General features: G+C 37.6%; 15 protein-coding genes and 1 other RNA gene. 10 read left to right on the plus strand and 6 right to left on the minus strand.

Going from position 1 to position 19,823, the window contains the following annotated elements; genetic code table 11:
* Positions 1-215: 215 nt before the first annotated feature.
* A complete protein-coding gene (locus tag GXZ93_06050; protein HHT79335.1) occupies positions 216-392 on the minus strand; it encodes a hypothetical protein in 177 nt (58 codons plus the stop codon).
* 697 nt (positions 393-1,089) lie between these two features.
* Between GXZ93_06050 and GXZ93_06055 the strand changes: the two genes are divergently transcribed.
* Positions 1,090-2,838: a GGDEF domain-containing protein gene (locus GXZ93_06055; protein HHT79336.1), complete on the plus strand. Its 1,749-nt coding sequence runs from the start codon at positions 1,090-1,092 to the stop codon at positions 2,836-2,838.
* A 496-nt stretch (positions 2,839-3,334) separates the two neighbouring features.
* Here GXZ93_06055 and GXZ93_06060 read toward each other — a convergent pair whose 3' ends face one another.
* Positions 3,335-4,513: an MFS transporter gene (locus GXZ93_06060; protein HHT79337.1), complete on the minus strand. Its 1,179-nt coding sequence runs from the start codon at positions 4,511-4,513 to the stop codon at positions 3,335-3,337.
* A 114-nt stretch (positions 4,514-4,627) separates the two neighbouring features.
* Between GXZ93_06060 and ffs the strand changes: the two genes are divergently transcribed.
* From ffs to recR, 4 genes are all read left to right on the plus strand, one after another.
* An RNA gene (ffs, locus tag GXZ93_06065) (signal recognition particle sRNA large type) lies at positions 4,628-4,897 on the plus strand.
* A gap of 36 nt (positions 4,898-4,933) precedes the next feature.
* Positions 4,934-6,799 (plus strand): DNA polymerase III subunit gamma/tau, encoded by a 1,866-nt coding sequence (dnaX, locus tag GXZ93_06070; protein ID HHT79338.1) that lies wholly within the window; start codon positions 4,934-4,936, stop codon positions 6,797-6,799.
* 3 nt (positions 6,800-6,802) lie between these two features.
* On the plus strand, positions 6,803-7,117 hold the full coding sequence (locus GXZ93_06075) for a YbaB/EbfC family nucleoid-associated protein (protein ID HHT79339.1): 315 nt from the start codon (positions 6,803-6,805) through the stop codon (positions 7,115-7,117).
* A gap of 6 nt (positions 7,118-7,123) precedes the next feature.
* Positions 7,124-7,726, plus strand: a complete 603-nt coding sequence (recR, locus tag GXZ93_06080) for a recombination protein RecR (protein HHT79340.1) — start codon at positions 7,124-7,126, stop codon at positions 7,724-7,726.
* Positions 7,727-7,884: 158 nt separating this feature from the next.
* Here recR and nifJ read toward each other — a convergent pair whose 3' ends face one another.
* Entirely contained in the window at positions 7,885-11,406 is a 3,522-nt protein-coding gene (gene nifJ, locus GXZ93_06085; protein HHT79341.1) for a pyruvate:ferredoxin (flavodoxin) oxidoreductase, read from the minus strand.
* 333 nt (positions 11,407-11,739) lie between these two features.
* Between nifJ and GXZ93_06090 the strand changes: the two genes are divergently transcribed.
* Together GXZ93_06090 and GXZ93_06095 are read left to right on the plus strand one after the other, a co-directional pair.
* Positions 11,740-12,951 (plus strand): aspartate kinase, encoded by a 1,212-nt coding sequence (locus tag GXZ93_06090; protein HHT79342.1) that lies wholly within the window; start codon positions 11,740-11,742, stop codon positions 12,949-12,951.
* A 21-nt stretch (positions 12,952-12,972) separates the two neighbouring features.
* Positions 12,973-13,992, plus strand: a complete 1,020-nt coding sequence (locus GXZ93_06095) for an aspartate-semialdehyde dehydrogenase (protein ID HHT79343.1) — start codon at positions 12,973-12,975, stop codon at positions 13,990-13,992.
* 142 nt (positions 13,993-14,134) lie between these two features.
* Here GXZ93_06095 and GXZ93_06100 read toward each other — a convergent pair whose 3' ends face one another.
* Positions 14,135-15,490: a replication-associated recombination protein A gene (locus tag GXZ93_06100; protein HHT79344.1), complete on the minus strand. Its 1,356-nt coding sequence runs from the start codon at positions 15,488-15,490 to the stop codon at positions 14,135-14,137.
* Positions 15,477-15,884 (minus strand): YjbQ family protein, encoded by a 408-nt coding sequence (locus GXZ93_06105; GenBank protein ID HHT79345.1) that lies wholly within the window; start codon positions 15,882-15,884, stop codon positions 15,477-15,479. Before GXZ93_06105 ends, GXZ93_06100 begins: the two co-directional genes overlap by 14 nt.
* Positions 15,885-16,099: 215 nt before the next feature.
* Here GXZ93_06105 and GXZ93_06110 point away from each other — a divergent pair, with 215 nt between their 5' ends.
* Genes GXZ93_06110 through GXZ93_06120 form a run of 3 tightly spaced genes read left to right on the plus strand, consistent with a single transcriptional unit; the run spans position 16,100 to position 19,025 of the window.
* Positions 16,100-16,909: an S-methyl-5'-thioadenosine phosphorylase gene (locus GXZ93_06110; GenBank protein ID HHT79346.1), complete on the plus strand. Its 810-nt coding sequence runs from the start codon at positions 16,100-16,102 to the stop codon at positions 16,907-16,909.
* Between the two features lie 30 nt (positions 16,910-16,939).
* A complete protein-coding gene (locus GXZ93_06115; GenBank protein ID HHT79347.1) occupies positions 16,940-18,097 on the plus strand; it encodes a glycerate kinase in 1,158 nt (385 codons plus the stop codon).
* 31 nt (positions 18,098-18,128) lie between these two features.
* Positions 18,129-19,025, plus strand: a complete 897-nt coding sequence (locus tag GXZ93_06120) for a phosphoribosylaminoimidazolesuccinocarboxamide synthase (GenBank protein ID HHT79348.1) — start codon at positions 18,129-18,131, stop codon at positions 19,023-19,025.
* Positions 19,026-19,029: 4 nt separating this feature from the next.
* Here GXZ93_06120 and GXZ93_06125 read toward each other — a convergent pair whose 3' ends face one another.
* Positions 19,030-19,629, minus strand: a complete 600-nt coding sequence (locus tag GXZ93_06125; protein HHT79349.1) for a hypothetical protein — start codon at positions 19,627-19,629, stop codon at positions 19,030-19,032.
* Between the last annotated feature and the right edge of the window lie 194 nt (positions 19,630-19,823).

A 19,823-nucleotide genomic window follows, 5' to 3' on the forward strand; every position in this document is an offset into this window, starting at 1 on the left:
ATCTGGAAGTGCATGATAAGAATTTAAAAGTTACTGCAACAATTGGCGTCTGCCCACTTGATATTCATAACGTGAAGCAGAGTATAGATACATGTGATAGTCTTATGTATAGGGGAAAAGCTTTGGGAAAGAATATGGTGTCATGTAAGTTGAGATGCAGTTAAGAAAATCGCCTTTAGACCAATCTCCTGTGACAAGGAAATATCCTGCTGTCATTATGGTAGAATTCGGACAAAAATCTCTATACTGACGAGCGTTCTAATGAACAGCATGCCGCGCTCGCTGTTGATGTGCTCGACTACCAACCCCAGCGCATCAATAACATCATAAATGGCGTTTAGCACAACAGGCTTCTCATATGAAAGAATGATCGCGTCAACAAAATCGCTCATAATATATCCCCCCGTCTTTGCCGCTAAAGCATATATGCTGTTTTTAAATACAAAGATATAAGTACCTATATGCAATACTACCAACGCCCTTACGCGGTAGGAGAGAAATCGGGATAGGAGACTGAATTAGAGGGATAGTTTTAGGGACAGGTGTTATTTGCCGGAGACCTTTGATATGGTATGAGCATGCGCAACACTCTCTGCCTCCCAGTACTCTGAATTATTGTCCGCTTACACCTCAGACGTTGCTCATTTTTGCCTGATCCCTTTTGTTTTTCCGGAAAATTCGCTTACAGTGTTAATTTCACAGAATAAATCCGCAAGTTCAGTGTAAAGGTGATTTATTTTCAGCTGACACAATTAAGGTAATCTTTACAAATCTGCATTATAAAATTCACATTCATATGTTATGATTAAATACGCAATAAAACCTATAAATGCGCTGAAGGGAGAAAAGATAAAAATGAAAATCGTATAATTTAAAGCATTAATATCGACATTGCTGGTAAAGCGCTTATTCCGCAAAGCCGGTCTACTCGATCGCCTGACTACTTTGTTTCCTGGCTACTTAAAATTTGTATCTGTATGCAGTATTAAGGGTAGACCACTTACAAACATGCTCGGCACACTGAAAAATGTTTGTGCATTAGAGAGAAATACGAATTCACACTTTACATCTATGGAGAAGTTGATACATTTGAATTCTACAGACATATTAGTCGAGATTTTAAACGGGAAGTATATTCGTCCGGTTTATCAGCCGATTGCTTCCCTGCAAAATGGCTCTATCTTTGCTTATGAGGCTCTAAGTCGTATAACTCTCCCAAATTGTCATTTGAACATAGATGAACTTTTCGAAATAGCGGCAAAAAGTCAAAAATTATGGGAACTGGAAAGTCTTTGTCGCGCTAAAGCCTTAAAAGGTGCTTGTGAGAAGCCTGCCCGAATGAAACTTTTCTTGAATGTAGAACCCAATATCATATATGACCCCGAGTTTATTTCGGGATTTACCCAAGAGAAACTTTTGAATTTAGGATTAAACTCGGAAGACATCATTTTTGAAATTACAGAAAAAACCTTTGTTGTTTCGCCCGGTGTTTTTAAAGAAGTCCTCAGCCATTACCAAAATCAAGGTTTTAAGGTTGCAATAGACGACTTCGGGCTTGGATATTCCGGATTGGCCAGAATATGCTCTTTCTCTCCTGACTATTTGAAAATTGACATGTCTATTGTGCAGGGGATTGATAAAGACAAGAAAAAACGTTCGGTTCTTTCAAGTATCGTCCGGCTCTGTAGAGAGCTCAACATAGAAGTTATTGCCGAAGGCATTGAGACGGAGGAAGAACTGGCAACTCTTATTGAATTGGATGTGGATTATGGACAAGGATATTTTTTAGGCCGTCCTGATAAAAATTTTAAAAGCCTGAGCAGAAAAGTAGAACATACTATTCGACAGTTGCGCCAGATAAACCAGTCTCCTCTTCCTTTGCATCCATATATTGAAACCGTGAGGCTTATTTGCCAGCGCAATGAAACGGTTTCGCCGGACGATAAAGCTCTGTCTATTTACGAGCGAATGAAGCCTAATCCGTCTCTCACCGAGATCTGTGTGGCTGACGCAGAAGGAAATATTTGCGGTCTCCTCACCCGGAATTATTTGTTGGATCTTTTTAGCGGGCAATATGGTTATGGATTGAACTACAGGCGTAGTGTGGGAGAACTGTTAACTAAAGAGTACATGACGGCAGATGCCGGTATGACTGTGGAAGAAATAGCGTCTTTAGCTATGGATAGAGATTTTGACAGCGTCTATGACGCAATAATTGTCACCGAAGAAGGAAAGTATCTGGGAGTGCTCACCGTTCGGGATTTGTTGTTGGCCGCTATAAATATGCGAGAAAAAAGAGCTGCAGATGCCAGCCCTCTTACCGGTCTGCCCGGCAATAACAGTATTCAACAGGTAATTGAAGAAATAATCCGAGAAACGGAACCTTATGCTATTATCTATTTGGATTTAGATAATTTTAAAGCCTATAATGATGCTTACGGCTTTTCCAACGGTGATTCCATGATTAAGACCCTAGCCCAATCGATGATTCAGTGTTGCTCTGAGAAAGATTTTCTTGGTCATATCGGCGGTGATGATTTTGTAATTATTACCCGTCGCCGAGATAAAGAGAGCGTACAGAGTTTGTGTGATAATATCATAAATGTGTTTTCTAAATTAATTCAACCCCTCTACTCTCCTTTAGATTGGGAGCGCGGCTATATCGTCTCTAAAGATCGAAATGGTTTTATGGATAATTTTCCCATCACTACTTTGTCTATGGCTGTCGTTACTAATTATAATAATAGCTTTAATGAAAGCGCTGTTTTGTCCAAGGTAATTGCTGAAGTTAAAAAACTGTGTAAACAAAGAAAAGGTAATGTAGTTATAATCATATGAACACCTTATCAATATTATCTATTTATTTGCAGGCATTTTATGCTGAAAAATCTCTTTTGCTGTATACAGCGACGCAATATCTTTAAGATAATGATTAATGTAGACGTAATGATTAATGTAGACGAGGCTAAGATACAGTAAGTGCTTTTGATATTGTAAAAACAGCCACTCAAACAAGTGATATGGATAAAATAGATAAAGAAATAAACAATCATAAATTACAACAAATAGATAAAATTACATTTTGCACATAAGATACTACAGTATTAGAGCAGCACCGTTATTTTTTGCATTTAAGCGATACCGGCCGCTCTTGAACCTGAATGTCCTTATGCTGATAGTAACTGTCACCTAGTCGGTTATAGCAAGCCGCAGTTTATTATCAAATTTCGTAAAAACAAGCAATGCTGAAATATTTTAATCAGCTAATTTTGGGAACAGGTTAATATGATGTTAAAATTTGTGTTAAATATCCGAAGTTTTTAAAAGCCGGTGTTTATTTAAGTTTTTTCCCGACTACTGGGACAAAAAACATTGCTATAAGAGAAATAAACAGCAGTATAAGTATGATATAAAGAGTTTTCTGTATTCCTATGTTGTCTGCGATCCTTCCCATAAGCATGCCCGTTATTCCGGCAAGTCCCGAAGAAAGCCCCATGACAATTGAGGAGGCAAGACTCAGGTTTTTGGGAAACAAGTCATGTGATATGCTTATGCAAAGAGGCATACTTGAAATAAGGAAAAACCCGGAAACAATAAATAAGACGGTGCCGATTATTACAGGAGTCTTAAATATCAGAAACACCAACGGGATAACCATTAAATATGCTATCTGTATTAAGACATGTCTTTTTAGTCTGTCTGAAAAATAACTTGCAAATACCCCTCCCAAACCTCCCACAAGTCCGAAAAGCATTATTATCACACTGGTATTGAACAGACTTATGTTGTTTTTCGTAAAATATAATGGAAGAAAAGTAATTAATGACACCCATAGCACATCTCTTGAAAAAGCTGCAATCCATACCAGGAATATAGATGCAAGTTTTGCCTTTCTTATCTTAAACAAAGATTTTAATTTCAGGCTGTCCTGTGCCTTTTTCTGATCGTTTTCAGAAAAATTAAGTTTTTTTGCAAGAAACACAGCCATCAACAAGCCAGGTATCATGGCAAGTGATGAGAACTTTATTCCTATTTTTTCAATGATTGCAATAAAAAATATAGAACCCATCGCATACCCGGTATTACCGCCAAGAGATATAATGGAATTTCCAAAACCTTTTTTCTTCCCTATATACTGGGCGCCAATAGCGGTGCTCGGGGGGTGAAATGCCGATACGCCAAGATTTCCAATAAATAAAAACAATAGTATTAACAAGTAATTAGGCAGAATAGCTATCAGCGATATAAATAAAGCTGCCGTAAGCAGACCGAAAGTCATATATCTCTTGACCCCGTATCTATCTGACATAATTCCGAAAAAAGGCTGCGTGATGCTGTTGGAAATCTGAGATACTGCCGTAAGCACAGATATCTGAAAAATAGACAGACTGAATTTGGAGGCAAGAAGAGGAATCACTCCTACAATAAAAGCGGGATAAAGATCAATAGTGAAGTGTGAGATAGTAGAAATGAGAATATTTTTGTTTTTTGATTTTGCAATATTGTTTAACATACCTAAAAAATTCTACTAGTTTAAATTTAATTATCAATAAATTTTAAATAATTCCAGCCCTTTCAGATTTTTATTTGTGTATATTTTTTTTATTATTTAATATAATCTTAATGACCATGCTAGGTGGGGAGCTAGCGGTGCCCTGTAACTCACAATCCGCTACAGTGAGGCTGAACTCCGGAGAGTGAGGTTTAGCGGTGATAGGGTTTAGCTGGATTGAAAGTGGCGTTGAAAACCGGGTCTTGTGCGGCAGAGGTTTATGAACCCCGTCAGGTCTGAAAGGAAGCAGCGGTAAGTAAAATTCTCTGGGTGCCACAAGGCAGCCTGGTTGGAGCTAACTGCATTTCGTGCACCTGTTGTCATAAACCGAAGTCCGGTGCATGGTCTTTAAAACAATATGTGATAATTTCTTCAGCAGACATGAGTTATATATCTATTTATCGAAAATATAGACCACAGAGTTTTAGCGAAGTTGTCGGACAGGATGAGATAGTTAAGACTCTTCAGAATTCTATAAAATCAAACAGGCTTTCACATGCATATATTTTCTGCGGCCCAAGAGGGACAGGGAAAACCACAGCTGCCAGAATTTTTGCAAAAGCGGTCAATTGTCTTAACAATGTTGATAAAAACGGAAAAGTAATAAATCCTGAACCCTGTAATGAATGTGTAAACTGCCGGGATATAACAAACGGGATGAGTGTTGACCTGATAGAAATAGATGCTGCATCAAATACCGGAATAGATAATGTCAGAAAACTGATTGAGAATGCGCAGTATCTTCCGAATTTTTTAAGAAAAAAAATATATATTATAGATGAAATACACAATATCGGAGGCGGAACAACAAAAGCAGCATTTCATGCTCTTTTAAAAATACTTGAAGAACCGCCTGAAAATGTAATTTTTGTTCTGGCAACAACTGAGCCCCAGAAAGTTATACCTACAATTTTATCAAGATGTCAGAGATTTGATTTCAAGCCGATCAGCGCGGATGATATCAAAAAAAGACTTAAGATAATTTCAAAGTTGGAAAATATTGAAGTAAGCGATATGGCATTAAATCTTATTTCTAAATATTCCGATGGAAGCCAGAGAGATGCCAATGTTATTCTGGAAAAGATCGCCTCCCTGGATGATGACAAGGTTAAGGTTGAGGATGTGGTAAGTCTTCTGGGTGCCGTAGATCTGGAAATTCTTTTTGAACTGGCGGGAATATTGATTGAATCAAACTCAGAGGAAGCGATTTTCTTTATCAGCAGGCTTGAAAAACTTCATCAGAATCTTGAAGTTTTTGTGGAAAAATTCATAGAACACCTTCAGAATCTTTATTTTGTAAAGAATAATCCCAATGGATTTGATTTTATCAATTCCGGAGAGGAATACAGGGAAAAATATCTCGACCAGAGTCGTCTTGTATCAAACCGGCAGCTTAATGAATTCATACTGATTTTTATGGATCTTTTAAATAAAATCAAATTAGGACAACCTGCATGGATATTATTCAGGTCGGGGATTATAAAAGCCTTAAATATAAAAATTGAGGCAAATGGCGCTGTTACCCAGAAGCTTGAAAATTCAGTCAGGGAACTGAATGAAAGGTTTGACAACTTTAAAGACAGTTTTAAGGATGTATTAAAAATTGCAGCAAGTTCAGGGGCGCAGAGCACAAAAACCGATGATGTAATGACCAAAGCTGTCGCCAGGGAAAATACTGAAAATTCCGGAAATGCAAAAGTTGTACGGGATGAGGAAAAGCCTGCTGCAAAAAAAGCTGAAACGAAACAGAAAACCCACCCGGCTACCGGTTCAGAGATAACAAAAATCGAATGGGAAAAGGTCTTAAATATTATTAAAAACAAAAGCGTTTCCCTTAATTCGCTTTTGTTAGAAGTAAAAAAATATAATACGGATGGCAGCAAAATTATGTTTTATCTGCCTGACATTTATAGCTGGCATAAAGACAAGCTGAACAGTCCTGAAAATAAAGAGCTTGTTAGAAGCTCTCTGAATTCCGTAATGGGAAAAAATTTTCAAATAGAATTTCTTCTGGAAAATCAGGGAAAAGATCTGGTAGATCTGAGAAGAGGAAATCCCTACAAGGAAAGAAATTCCGAAGTCGGAGAAAAATCAGTAATTTTTAAAGGTTCAGAAAAAAGCACGGAGACAAAAAAGGAAGATAAAACCGATAATAAGGAAAAAGAATATGAAGAAACGGCTGAATCTGAAAATGGAATTGATGAAACTTATGGTTATATGGAAAAGAAATTTAAAATCAAGGAGTAAAAAATGGGTTTTAATTACGGTGATTTAATGAAGCAGGCTAAAGCCATGCAGAGACAGCTTGATAAGATACGGGAAGAGATTAAAGGCATGGTTTTTGAAGCTTCATCCGGCGGCGGCGCAGTAAAAGTAAAAGTAGATGGTGAGCAGGTAGTTCGTGAAGTAAAAATCGAAAAAGAAGTCATTGATTCAGATGATATTGAAATGCTTGAAGATTTGGTTCTTGTTGCCATAAATGATGCCATAAATAAATCAAAAGAAGAGTATAAAGCAAAAATGAGTTCCATTACCGGCGGCATTAATATGCCTGGCATGTTTTAGGATAAAATGAGCAGAAATAAAATAAGTGCAGTTGAAAATCTAATTGATGAGTTCAGGAAATTACCAGGCATAGGTCCGAAGTCAGCAAAAAGAATTGTTTATTTTTTATTAAAAAAATCCGGCGAAGATATTGAAAATTTTTCCAGAGCCCTGACAGATCTAAAAGATAAAGTAAAATTCTGCAGTGAATGCTTTAATATTTCTGAAGATGACAGATGTCCGATTTGCTCCGATTTGAGCAGAAATACAAAAATCATCTGTATCGTAGAAAAAATAAGCGATGTTGCGGTAATAGAAGAAACCGGCCAGTTTGCGGGAATCTATCATGTTCTTGGAGGTCTGCTTTCTCCAATAGAAAATATCGGACCCGAAGAAATAAGAATTCCGAAATTAATCGAAAGAATAAAGACATTTGGAATAAAGGAAGTAGTGCTGGCACTGAATCCAACAGTAGAAGGAGACAGCACGGCAACATATATGAATAAAGTGTTAAAACAGTTTGATCTGAAAATCACCAAGCTTGCAAGCGGACTTCCTGTAGGTGGAGATATTGAATATGCTGATCAGGTGACTCTGGGAAGAGCGCTTATGGGCAGAACAGAGCTATAAATCTCCTATTGCCATAAATAGAGTTTAAATATAGAACCTTAATAAAAGAATACCGGACTAACAGTCCGGTATTCTTTTATATTTGAAAGCTTTGCTTTCTGTTTTCCTGTATTTGTAAATATAACAGTTTTTACAATAATATCGAAATCAGTTTCTGTTTATTCTCTCTCAGCCATTTTTTTATAGCTCTCGTATTTTTCCTTTGCATCTTTTTCTGCTTTATCAAACAGCTTTTCTGCTGTTTCCGGGAATGTTTTTGTAAGAGATGAATACCTGACTTCACCCATTAAAAATTCCCTGAACGATTCTTTGGGTTCCTGGCTGTCAAGGATAAATGGATTTTTACCCTGTTCTTTCAGCTCAGGATTAAATCTGTAAAGATGCCAGTAACCTGAATCCACAGCTTGTTTTTCTCTTGTCTGGGTTTTGCCCATTCCGATTTTTATTCCGTGGTTGATGCATGGAGCATAGGCTATAATAAGCGATGGCCCGTCATATTTTTCAGCCTCGATTATCGCTTTTAATGTCTGGTTTTTATTTGCACCCATTGCTATCTGTGCAACATATACATAGCCATAAGTTGTAGCAATAATACCAAGATCTTTTTTCTTTATTTTCTTTCCTGAAGCGGCAAATTTTGCAACAGCTCCTATAGGTGTAGACTTGGATGACTGACCGCCGGTATTTGAGTAAACTTCCGTATCAAAAACAAAAATGTTTACATTTTCACCGGAAGCTATAACATGGTCAAGTCCGCCGTATCCGATATCATATGCCCATCCGTCTCCGCCGAATATCCATACTGATGTTTTATTAAGATAATCCTTTCTTTCAAGAATTTCTTTTCTTAAACTATCAGCTTTTTCATCTGAAAGCTTGCTTTCAAGCAAAGGAAGCAGATTTTTGGATGTAGTTTTTGTTATTTCTGCATCATTTCTGTTTTCAAGCCATTCGGCGAGAGCTGTTTTAAGATTCTCGGGTATGTTCATTTTTATCATTTCTGTTGCAAGATCAGCAATTTTTGTTCTTATCTGTTTGATGCCCAGAGCTGCTCCGTAGCCATATTCAGCATTATCTTCAAAGAGCGAATTTGCCCATGCGGGACCTTTGCCGTCCCAATTTTTGCAGTATGGCGTTGAAGGTGCTGAGGCGCCCCATATTGAAGAGCATCCTGTTGCATTTGCTATGAGCATCCTGTCTCCGAAAAGTTGGGTTATCAGTTTGGCATAAGGTGTTTCACCGCAACCTGCACAGGCGCCTGAGAATTCAAATAAAGGCTGTTTGAACTGACTTCCCTTAAGGGTGTTAGGTGAAACAAGGCTCTCTTTGGGCCTTACGGAAACAGAGAAATCCCAGTTTTCAGCTTCCTTCATCTGGCTGTCAAGCGGTTTAAGCACGAGCGCTTTTTCCTTGGCAGGGCATGTGTCCACGCAATTGCCGCATCCGGTACAATCAAGCGGAGAAACCTGTATTTTGTATTTATAGCCTTCAAGACCTTTTCCCTTTGCCTCAAGGGTCTCAAAGCCTTCAGGCGCTTTTTTAAGCTCTTCATCTGTAAAAAGCATTGGTCTTATTGAAGCATGGGGGCAGACATATGAGCACTGATTACACTGAATACAATGTTCTTTCTGCCACTCAGGAACAGTCACAGCTATTCCTCTTTTTTCATAAGCTGTAGAACCTGAAGGGAAAACCCCGTCTTCATTACCGACAAAAGCGCTTACAGGTATACTGTCTCCTTCGTGCCTGTTTATTACCTTCAGCATTTTGGTAATAAATTCCGGTTCACTTGTTTTTTCTTCTTTTTCATCTTCTGCATTTGCCCATGAGGATGGAACTTTTATTTCCACGAGTGAGCTTATTCCTCTGTCTACCGCCTCATAGTTCATTTTTACTATGTCGGTACCTTTTTTACCATAAGTCATTTCAATGGCTTTTTTAAGATATTTAACGGCATCATCTATGGGAATAATGTTTGCAAGTTTGAAAAATGCTGCCTGGCATATCATATTTATTCTGTTTCCAAGACCTATTTCAACAGCCATATCTGTTGCATTTACCGTATAGAACTTAATTTCATTTTTGGCCAGATATCTTTTCATGCTGCCCGGCAGCCTGTTGTCAAGTTCATCAGGGCTCCACTGGCAGTTCAGAAGGAAAGTTCCGCCTTTCCTCAGACCTCTTAGAAGGTCGTACTGATTAACATAAGCCTGGTTATGGCAGGCAATATAATCAGCGTGGCTTACATAATAAGTTGATTTGATAGGGCTTTTTCCGAATCGCAAGTGAGAAATCGTAACCCCGCCTGATTTTTTGGAGTCATATTCAAAATATCCCTGAGCATACATATCAGTCTGGTCACCTATTATCTTGATTGCATTTTTATTTGCACCGACCGTGCCGTCAGAGCCAAGACCCCAGAATTTGCATTGTACAGTTCCTTCAGGAACAGTATTTATATCTTCTTTAACCGTAAGGGAAAGATTTGTAACATCATCTGTTATGCCGATTGTAAAGCCATTAACCGGATTTTCAGATTTGAGATTGTCGTAAACTGCCAGTATCTGTCCGGGAGTAGTATCTTTTGAACCCAGTCCGTATCTTCCTCCAATAATAAGGGGAGCATTTTCTTTTTTATAAAATAATGTTTTTATGTCCTGGTACAAAGGTTCTCCCAGAGAACCGGGTTCCTTGGTTCTGTCAAGAACCGCTATTCTTTTTACTGATTTGGGGAAGATATCAAAGAAATATTTTTCTGAGAAAGGTCTGTAAAGATGAACTTTTATAAGGCCTGCTTTTTCACCTTTTTTATTCAGGTAATCAACTGTTTCTTCAGTTGCTTCGGTCACTGAGCCCATAGCTATAATTATATTTTCGGCATCTTTCGGACCATAATATACAAATGGTTTATAATCTCTTCCCGTAAGCTTGCTTAACTGAGACATATAGTCTGCAACAATATCAGGCACTTTGGTATAAAACTGGTTTGCAGATTCTTTCGCCTGGAAAAATATATCAGGATTCTGTGCGGTTCCTTTGGTATAAGGTCTTTCAGGATTCATGGATCTGTTTCTGAAAGCATTTAAGGCATCCATATCAAGCATTTTTGCATAGTCTTTGTAATCTATGATTTCAACTTTTTGCACTTCGCTTGAAGTCCTGAAACCGTCAAAAAAGTGAACAAAAGGAATTCTTGATTTTATTGCTGCAAGGTGGGCAACAGCTCCAAGGTCTATTATCTCCTGAACCGAGCCTGTAGCAAATAATGCGCACCCCGTCTGCCGTACTGCCATTACATCAGAATGATCGCCAAAAATTGACAGAGCATGTGTGGCAAGCGCTCTTGCGGACACATGAAATACGCCCGGAAGAAGTTCGCCGGCTATTTTATACATGTTCGGTATCATCAGAAGAAGACCCTGAGATGCAGTAAAGGTTGTTGTAAGAGCTCCGGCAGAGAGTGATCCGTGAACAGCTCCTGCAGCCCCTGCTTCTGACTGTAATTCGGTTACATTGACTCTTTGTCCAAAAATATTGAGTTTTCCGTTAGCAGACCATTCGTCAACGACTTCAGCCATTGTAGATGAAGGTGTAATTGGGTAAATGGCAGCAACTTCCGTAAAAGCATAAGCTACATAAGAAGCGGCGGTATTGCCATCCATTGTTTCCATTTTCCTCATTTTCTTTTTTTCTCCTTAGTAATTTATAGAATTATTAATAAATTAAAATTTAGGCATTGCAAGCTCATAATTTTACTATTTTTTTAAAAATCATACCAGTTTTTTTATTAAACGGGCATTATCAGATATTATTCTACACCTTATTTGCTATTCATAAAAATTTTGTTTTTTTAAAAATGAAAAAAGCATCATTAATTATAACATTTTTATATTTTTTTTATGAATTAGCGGACATTTCTGTGCTTGCAGTTAGCGGATTTTATTATATAATTGCTAAAAAATTAATTTTTAATCATGAATTGGTGGTTTATGGATGAAAATAATATAGTTGTAATGAAATTTGGAGGAACCTCTGTCAGCACAATAGAAAAAATAAATAATTTGGCAGACAGAGCCATTAAGGCAGGCAGGGAAGGAAAAAATGTTGTAATAACCGTTTCCGCCATGGGTGATACGACTGATGAACTTATCGAACTTTCGGCAAAGATTTCAGCTAACCCTTCAAGAAGAGAAATGGATATGCTTTTATCTACAGGCGAGCAGGTATCAAGCTCCCTTGTTGCAATGGCAATAATAGCAAAAGGAGCAAAGGCTGTTTCGCTTACAGGTTATCAGGCAGGCATTCTTACGGATGATACTTTTTCTGAAGCTAAAATACTTGATGTGGGAAAAGAGAGGATATTAGGGGAATTCTCAAAGGGAAATATAGTAATAGTTGCAGGTTTTCAGGGTATTACTGAAAATGGTGATATAACGACACTTGGAAGAGGCGGTTCAGACACTACGGCAGTTGCTCTTGCTAGTGCACTTGATGCAAAGTACTGTGAGATTTTTTCAGATGTTGACGGGGTATTTACTGCCGATCCCAATGTTATACCGAATGCAAAAAAAATAAATAAATTATCATATGATGAAATGTTGGAACTTGCTTCTTCAGGGGCTAAAGTGCTGCATCTGAGAGCGATTGAATATGCCAAAAATCATGGCGTAATAATTCACGCAAGATCCAGTTTTAATAATAATGAAGGGACTTGGGTTATGGGTACAGAAAGTTTTAATGATAAAAGGGAACAGGCGGTTGTTTCCGGGGTTTCATATGATACAAATCAGGTGAAGGTATCGGTATTCGGCATTCCTGACAAACCCGGTGTGGCGGCAAAGCTTTTCAGCGAATTTGCACAGGCACATATAAATGTGGATATGATAGTTCAGAATGTAAGCGAAAAAGGAAAAGCTGCTATCTCGCTTACCATCAGGAATGAAGATCTTGATATTGCAAAGAAAGTAATTGACAAGATGAAGGCTTCACTTAATATTGAATCTGTGCGGGTTGATACCGATATAGCAAAAGTTTCCATAGTAGGGGCAGGAATGAAATCACATCCCGGAGTTGCTTCCAAGATGTTTTCCTGTCTTGGCGAGAATAATATAAATATTGAGATGATTTCTACATCGCCCATAATCATTTCCTGCGTACTCAGAAAAGACAGAGTAAAAGAAGCTGTAGAACTTCTGCATGGCTGCTTTAGTCTGGATAAAGAATAGTTCATATATCGGGAGGATCATTTGAAAGAATACAATATAGCTATAGCCGGAGTTACGGGAGCTGTCGGCAATGTTTTTTTATCTATTCTTGAAGAAAGAAATATGCCTGTTAAAGACCTTATTCCCCTGGCTTCATCAAGATCTGCCGGAAAAAGAATAAGATTTAAAGGCGAAGAGTTTGAAGTAAAAGAATTAAAAAAAGATTCCTTTAAAAATACAGATATTGCTTTGTTTTCAGCCGGTGCCTCAAGATCCGCTGAATTTGCGCCTCATGCGGTGGAAAGCGGCGCAATAGTAATTGATAACAGCAGCGCATTCAGAATGGACGAACAGGTACCTCTGGTTGTTCCCGAAGTTAATCCGGATGATGTAAAAAAACACAAAGGGATAATAGCAAATCCAAACTGCTCAACAACAATAATGGTTGTTGCGCTAAAACCTGTTTATGATCTTTCAAGGATAAAAAGAGTGGTTGTCAGCACATATCAGGCGGTTTCCGGAGCCGGATCCAAAGGTATTGTTGAATTGCAGCAGCAGATAGAAAAAATTATAAATAAAAAAGACACGGAAATAGTAAATGAAATCTTTCCCCGGCAGATAGCTTACAATGTAATACCCCACATAGATGTTTTTCTTGATAACGGTTACACAAAAGAAGAAATGAAAATGACTGATGAAACAAGAAAAATAATGGGGGATGAAAACATTATGATAACAGCGACTACTGTAAGGGTTCCCGTACTTACATCTCATTCTGAATCCATAAATATTGAAACCGAAGAAAAACTTACTGTTGAAGAATGTATGAAGGCATTAAAAAATGCTCCGGGAATTACGCTGAAGGATGATTTCAAAAATAAAATATATCCGACAACGCTTGATACTTCCGGCAGGGACAATATTTTTGTAGGAAGAGTAAGAGAAGACATCTCATGCCCTAAAGGAATATGCATGTGGGTTGTCGGGGATCAGCTTAGAAAAGGCGCTGCTTTAAACGCAATTCAGATTGCTGAACTTCTGGGGACGTATAATCTGGTATAATTTAAGCCTGGAGAGGGTTTATCCAATACAGGCTATTTATATAAATTAAGAGTTTACACAAAAAACGTTACAGTCTCTTAAATTCCGTTTGGAAAGCTGGCCAGGTTATCGTTATAAGCGAATAAGCGCATATGTTTTTCACTTATTTGCCAAGTTTTTTCTTGTATTCTTTTATTTTGCTCAATCTTTCCTTAAGAATTTTTTCAAACCCTCTTTCAGTGGGAAAATAAAACTGTCTGCCCATGATTTCCTCAGGCAGATAAGACTGACTGACTATTGCATCTTTATAATCATGCGGATATGCATATCCCTTTCCATAGCCTGATTCTTTCATAAGTTTTGTGGGCGCATTTCTTATGTGCATAGGGACAGGTAAGGAAAGATACCTGTCAATATCTTTCATTATATTATTATAGGTCATGTAAAGAGAGTTGCTTTTTGGAGCCAGCGCACAGTATATCGCTGCTTCTACTATGGCGAGGTTGCCTTCCGGAGGACCTATGAACTGAAATGTTTCTTTTGCTGCAAGGGAAACAGTTAAGGCATTTGTATCAGCAAGCCCTATGTCTTCAGCTGCAAATCTGACTATTCTTCTTATAATATACATCGGATCTTCACCTGACTCTATCATTCTTATAGTCCAGTATGCGGCTGCATCAGGATCGCTGCCTCTCATACTCTTATGCAATGCAGATATGAGATTGTAATGTTCCTCGCCGTTCTTATCATATAAAAGCATTTTTTTCTGTATGAGGTGTTCTATATCGGGTATTTTAATCTCAATATTTTTTTTATCCTTACCTGCAGCCATCTGCACTGAAAGCTCAAGAATATTATATGCAATCCTTGCATCTCCATCAGCAAATCCGGAAATAAAACTTATAGCATCGTCATCAATTTTTATGCCCGATGTTCCAAGACCTTTTATTTTGTCGCTGAGGGCGTTTTTTAGAAGAAAACTTATATTTTCATCAGTAAGCCTTTTAAATACAAAGACTTTGCATCTTGAAAGAAGCGCTGAGTTTATTTCAAATGAAGGATTTTCAGTTGTGGCTCCCAGCAGTATTATTATTCCTTTTTCCACAAATGGCAGAAAAGCATCCTGCTGTGCCTTATTAAATCTGTGTATTTCATCTATGAACAGGATTGTCTTGAGACCGGTTATTTCTATTTCCCGGGCAGCTATGTCCATTATTTCTTTTATCTGCTTTATTCCGGATATAACTGCCGAAAAAGAAAGGAATTTGTTTGAGGTTTTTTCTTTTATGATATTTGCAGCAGTAGTCTTTCCGCTGCCCGGAGGGCCCCAGAATATCATTGAGCTTAATTTGTCACTCTCAATTATTTTTCTGAGAACTTTGTCTTTTCCAAAAAGATGCTCCTGACCGACAAAATCATTAAGATCAACAGGCCTTATTCTGTCTGCAAGCGGGGCATATTTTGAATTTTTTGCCGCTTCTTTATTTATATTATCATTTATATTATCAAACAGAGTCATTGTCTTTTATTATCCTGACATATAATTTTCTGCTGCGCGGTCCGTCGAATTCGCAAAAATATATTCCCTGCCATGTTCCCAGAACCGGGCTTCCTCCGGATATAATAATGGTAAGGCTTGATCCGAAAATACTTGTCTTCAGATGGGCATCAGAGTTTCCTTCCCCGTGAGTATAATTATCATTTTCGGGTATCAGTCTTTCCAGCTTGTTTTTAATATCATATTTTACAGAAGGATCCGCATTTTCATTCAAAGTAAGGGCAGCCGTGGTGTGTGGGACAAACAGGCAGGCGATCCCCTCTGAGATACCCGAACTGTTTATTATTTTCTCTATCTCTCCGGTTATTTCCACAAATTCAACTCTCTGTGATGTCTTTAAATTTATAGTTTTCATATTTTCCCTTTTTAATTAATCTTATTTATTATTATATTATCAGAAAATAAAAAAATAATTATATATATTGAATACAAGATAAAAACAAACTTCGGATAAAAATTGAATTTGTAAAAAATAATTGAAATTTATATGATATCATTCATTGGAAGTTTGCATTTTCCAATCTATCCGGCTGATCATTTTGAATTTTAACAATTTATGAAAGGACCAAAATGAGAAAACTACCAAATGCTGAAATAGGCGTATTCGGAGGTTCAGGTTTTTATTCTTTTCTTGACATCAAAGATGAATTCCATGTTGAAACGCCTTATGGCGCTCCTTCAGATAAAATAATAATCGGGGAATATGAAGGGATAAATGTGGCTTTTCTTCCCAGACATGGAAGAAACCATTCTTTTCCTCCCCACATGGTCAATTACAGAGCCAATGTATATGCAATGAAAAAAATAGGTGTCAAAAGATTGTTTGGTCCCTGTTCTGCGGGAAGTCTTCAGCCGCATATCAAACCGGGAGATTTTGTAATATGCGACCAGTTTATTAACAAGACAAACTCAAGAAAAGATACTTTTTATGACGGGCCTGTTACCAGGCATATATCATCAGCTCATCCGTACTGTCCGGATTTAAGGGAAATAGTAATCCAAAGTGCTTCTGAAATCAAAATCCCATATCATGATAAAGGAACAGTTGTTATTGTTCAGGGGCCGAGATTTTCAACAAAATCGGAAAGCAAATGGTTTTCGTCCCAGGGCTGGGAAGTTGTTAATATGACACAATATCCCGAATGCTATCTTGCAAGGGAAATGGAAATATGTTATGTAAACATCTCTCTTATTACTGATTATGATGCAGGTCTTGAGGGAAATCCTGAAATAAAGCCGGTCACTTATGAAGAAGTTATAAAGGTTTTTAATGACAATAATGACAAGCTTCGCAAATTACTGTTTAAAGCTATTCCTAAAATAAGCAAAAGCAGGAATTGTATTTGTTCGTCTGCTTTGAAAACAGCGACAATGGGTTAGAGTATCAGAATACTTAATTGATTTTATTTAATGCTTAAAATACTGATTGCATGCGACAAATATAAAAGCAGTCTGAGCTCCAACCAGGTCTGCAGCATAATAGCCGCTGCAATAAAAGATCTGGACGAGTCGGTTTCTGTTGAATTAAATCCAATGGCAGATGGAGGAGAAGGCACTCTTGAAACATTGGTTGAAAGTTTTGGCGGCAGATATATCAAAGCTGTAGTCAGGAATCCTCTTGGGGAAGATACCGAAGCCAGATTCGGGATGCTCAAAGACAATACCGCAGTGATTGAAATGGCTGCTGCTTCAGGGCTATGGATGATTCCTTTTGAAAAAAGAAATCCAATGGAAACTACGACTTACGGGACAGGGCAGCTGATTAAAAAAGCAATTGAAAACAATGCAAAAAAAATAATTCTCGGCATAGGCGGAAGCGCTACAAATGACGGGGGAATGGGAATGGCTCAGGCGCTGGGAATCAGGTTTTATGACGGAGACGGAAATTTGCTGGGCTTTGGGGGAAAACAGCTCCTGAAGATAAAAAAAATAGATATGTCGGGATTACATAAAGGGGCAACGGATGTTTTATTTGAGTGCGCCTGCGATGTTGAAAATCCGCTTACAGGGAAAAACGGTGCAGCCTATGTTTATGCCGCTCAGAAAGGGGCAGATTCGAAAATGATAAGGGAGCTTAACCGGGGCCTGATCAATTTTGCAGGAGTAGTTAAAGAAGACCTGGGTAAAAATATAAGAGATCTTAAAGGTGCAGGCGCTTCCGGAGGACTTGGAGGGGGCATGGTTGCTTTCCTGAATGCAAAGTTAAGGATAGGAGTAAATATAGTGATGGATGTTACAAAACTGGAAAAAAAAATGAAAGGAGCGGATCTTGTTATCACCGGAGAAGGTGCTTTTGACAGACAGACTTTTTTTGGCAAAAGCGCATTCGGGGTTGCCAGCCTTGCAAAAAAACTCAACATCCCGGTTATAACAATCAATGGCTCTGTTCTTTCCGACAGGAAAAATATGTCAAGAGAAAACAGCGAGCTTTTTGCCGGAAATTTTTCAATAGTCAGCAGGCCAATGGATCTTAACGATGCTATAGAGAATGCAGATGAACTGCTATACAATGCCACCAAAGAACTGATAAATTTTTATCTGAAAAGTAAAAAAACAAAAAATAACTGATTCTAATAATAAAGCAAATTAGGGAGACAGAATGAAAACGATAGGCAATATTGAAATAAAAGGAGTAAAAAAATTAAAAACAGGGAAAGTCAGGGAAGTATTTGAAGCGGGAGAAAATCTTCTGATCGTAACCACGGACAGAATATCGGCTTTTGATTATATCCTTCCGTCCCTTATACCTTATAAGGGCATACTTTTAAACCAGATTTCCTTATTCTGGTTTAATTACCTGAATAAAAAAACGGAAAATCATATAGTTGAGTCAGATTTTGACAAGTTTCCTGAGGAGTTTAAGAATTATGAAGAAATACTCAGAGGCAGGTCGGCAATAGTAAAAAAACTTGATATTATTCCTTTGGAATGCATAGTCAGAGGATATATCACAGGCTCTGCATGGAATGAATATCTTGAAACCGGCAGGGTAGGCGATGAGGTTCTTCCTTCAGGTCTTGAATTCTGCGCAAAATTTCCGGAACCTATCTTTACTCCCACCACAAAAGAGTCAGAAGGTCATGATATGCCGCTTAGTTTCAGGGAAGCGGAATCCAGGTTTGGAAAAGAATTAATGGAAATGATTAAAAATAAAAGCATAGATATTTATAAGAGTGCCTCGGAGCATGCATTAAATAAAGGGATAATTATTGCAGACACAAAATTTGAATTTGGAATATTGAACGGGAGCATTATTCTTGCCGATGAAGTCCTTACTCCCGATTCCTCAAGATTCTGGTTTAAAGATGACTATAAAGTCGGAAAATCCCAGAAAAGTTTTGACAAGCAGTTTTTAAGGGATTATCTTATGTCATCCAGCTGGGACAGAAATTCAGCGCCACCTGAATTACCTGAGGAGATAATCTTAAAAACTTCTGATAGATATATTACAGCATATGAAAATCTGGTTGGTAAAAAATTTAATGCCGTTATTTAATTCTTTACTGGGCGCATTCTGAGAAAAATACAGGACTCTCCAGCATTTCCATGCCCTTTGAGGAAAACCAGTATTTGCCTTCAAGAACGAGGTCTATCTGAAGAACATAATTCCCGGCCTGTGTGATATCATTTATTAGCACATCGACTTTTGCTGTTTCTCCGGGTTCAATGTCTTTTTCAAAGACGCTTCTTGAAGTGCCGTCATAATCATTTGCATCCACATCCTGGCCATAATAGTGATAAGCAACCTTTACAGGATACCTGGAATCAACCCGCCAGGTAAAATCTGAAGTATTTTTTACTTCAATTGTAACTATATTATCCTTATTTGTGCATAGAAATCCCGGGATTGCGCCTTTAATCTCTGCACCTACCTTTGCATTATCATAATCAGTCAGATCCTCGCTCTTCACGGCTTCCACTACTTCTTCAATATCGTCAGAAATCTCAACATCGCTTATTTCTTCATTGGAAGATATATTTGAATTTACATTCGAACCAGATCCTGCAAAGCATGAAGATGCTGCAAATATAATGTAAAAAGCGAATAATAAAATAAAAGAAAAAACAATTGGTTTAAATTTTTTTGAACTTGGTTTCATATCAGCCTTTTCTATGATTTTATAAATATATTAAACAATTACCAGAAATCGATACCTTAGAATAATTCATATAAAATTGATAGAATCTCTATCGGAATCAAAAGAATTATAAAATAGAATTACATTTTTTTGAATAATATAAATAAAATTAATATAATAAAAAAGTATAGTCAGATATATTAATATTTTCAACC

The organism is Actinomycetota bacterium (genome assembly GCA_012837825.1).
In the GTDB taxonomy this organism is placed as follows: domain Bacteria; phylum Actinomycetota; class Humimicrobiia; order Humimicrobiales; family Humimicrobiaceae; genus Humimicrobium.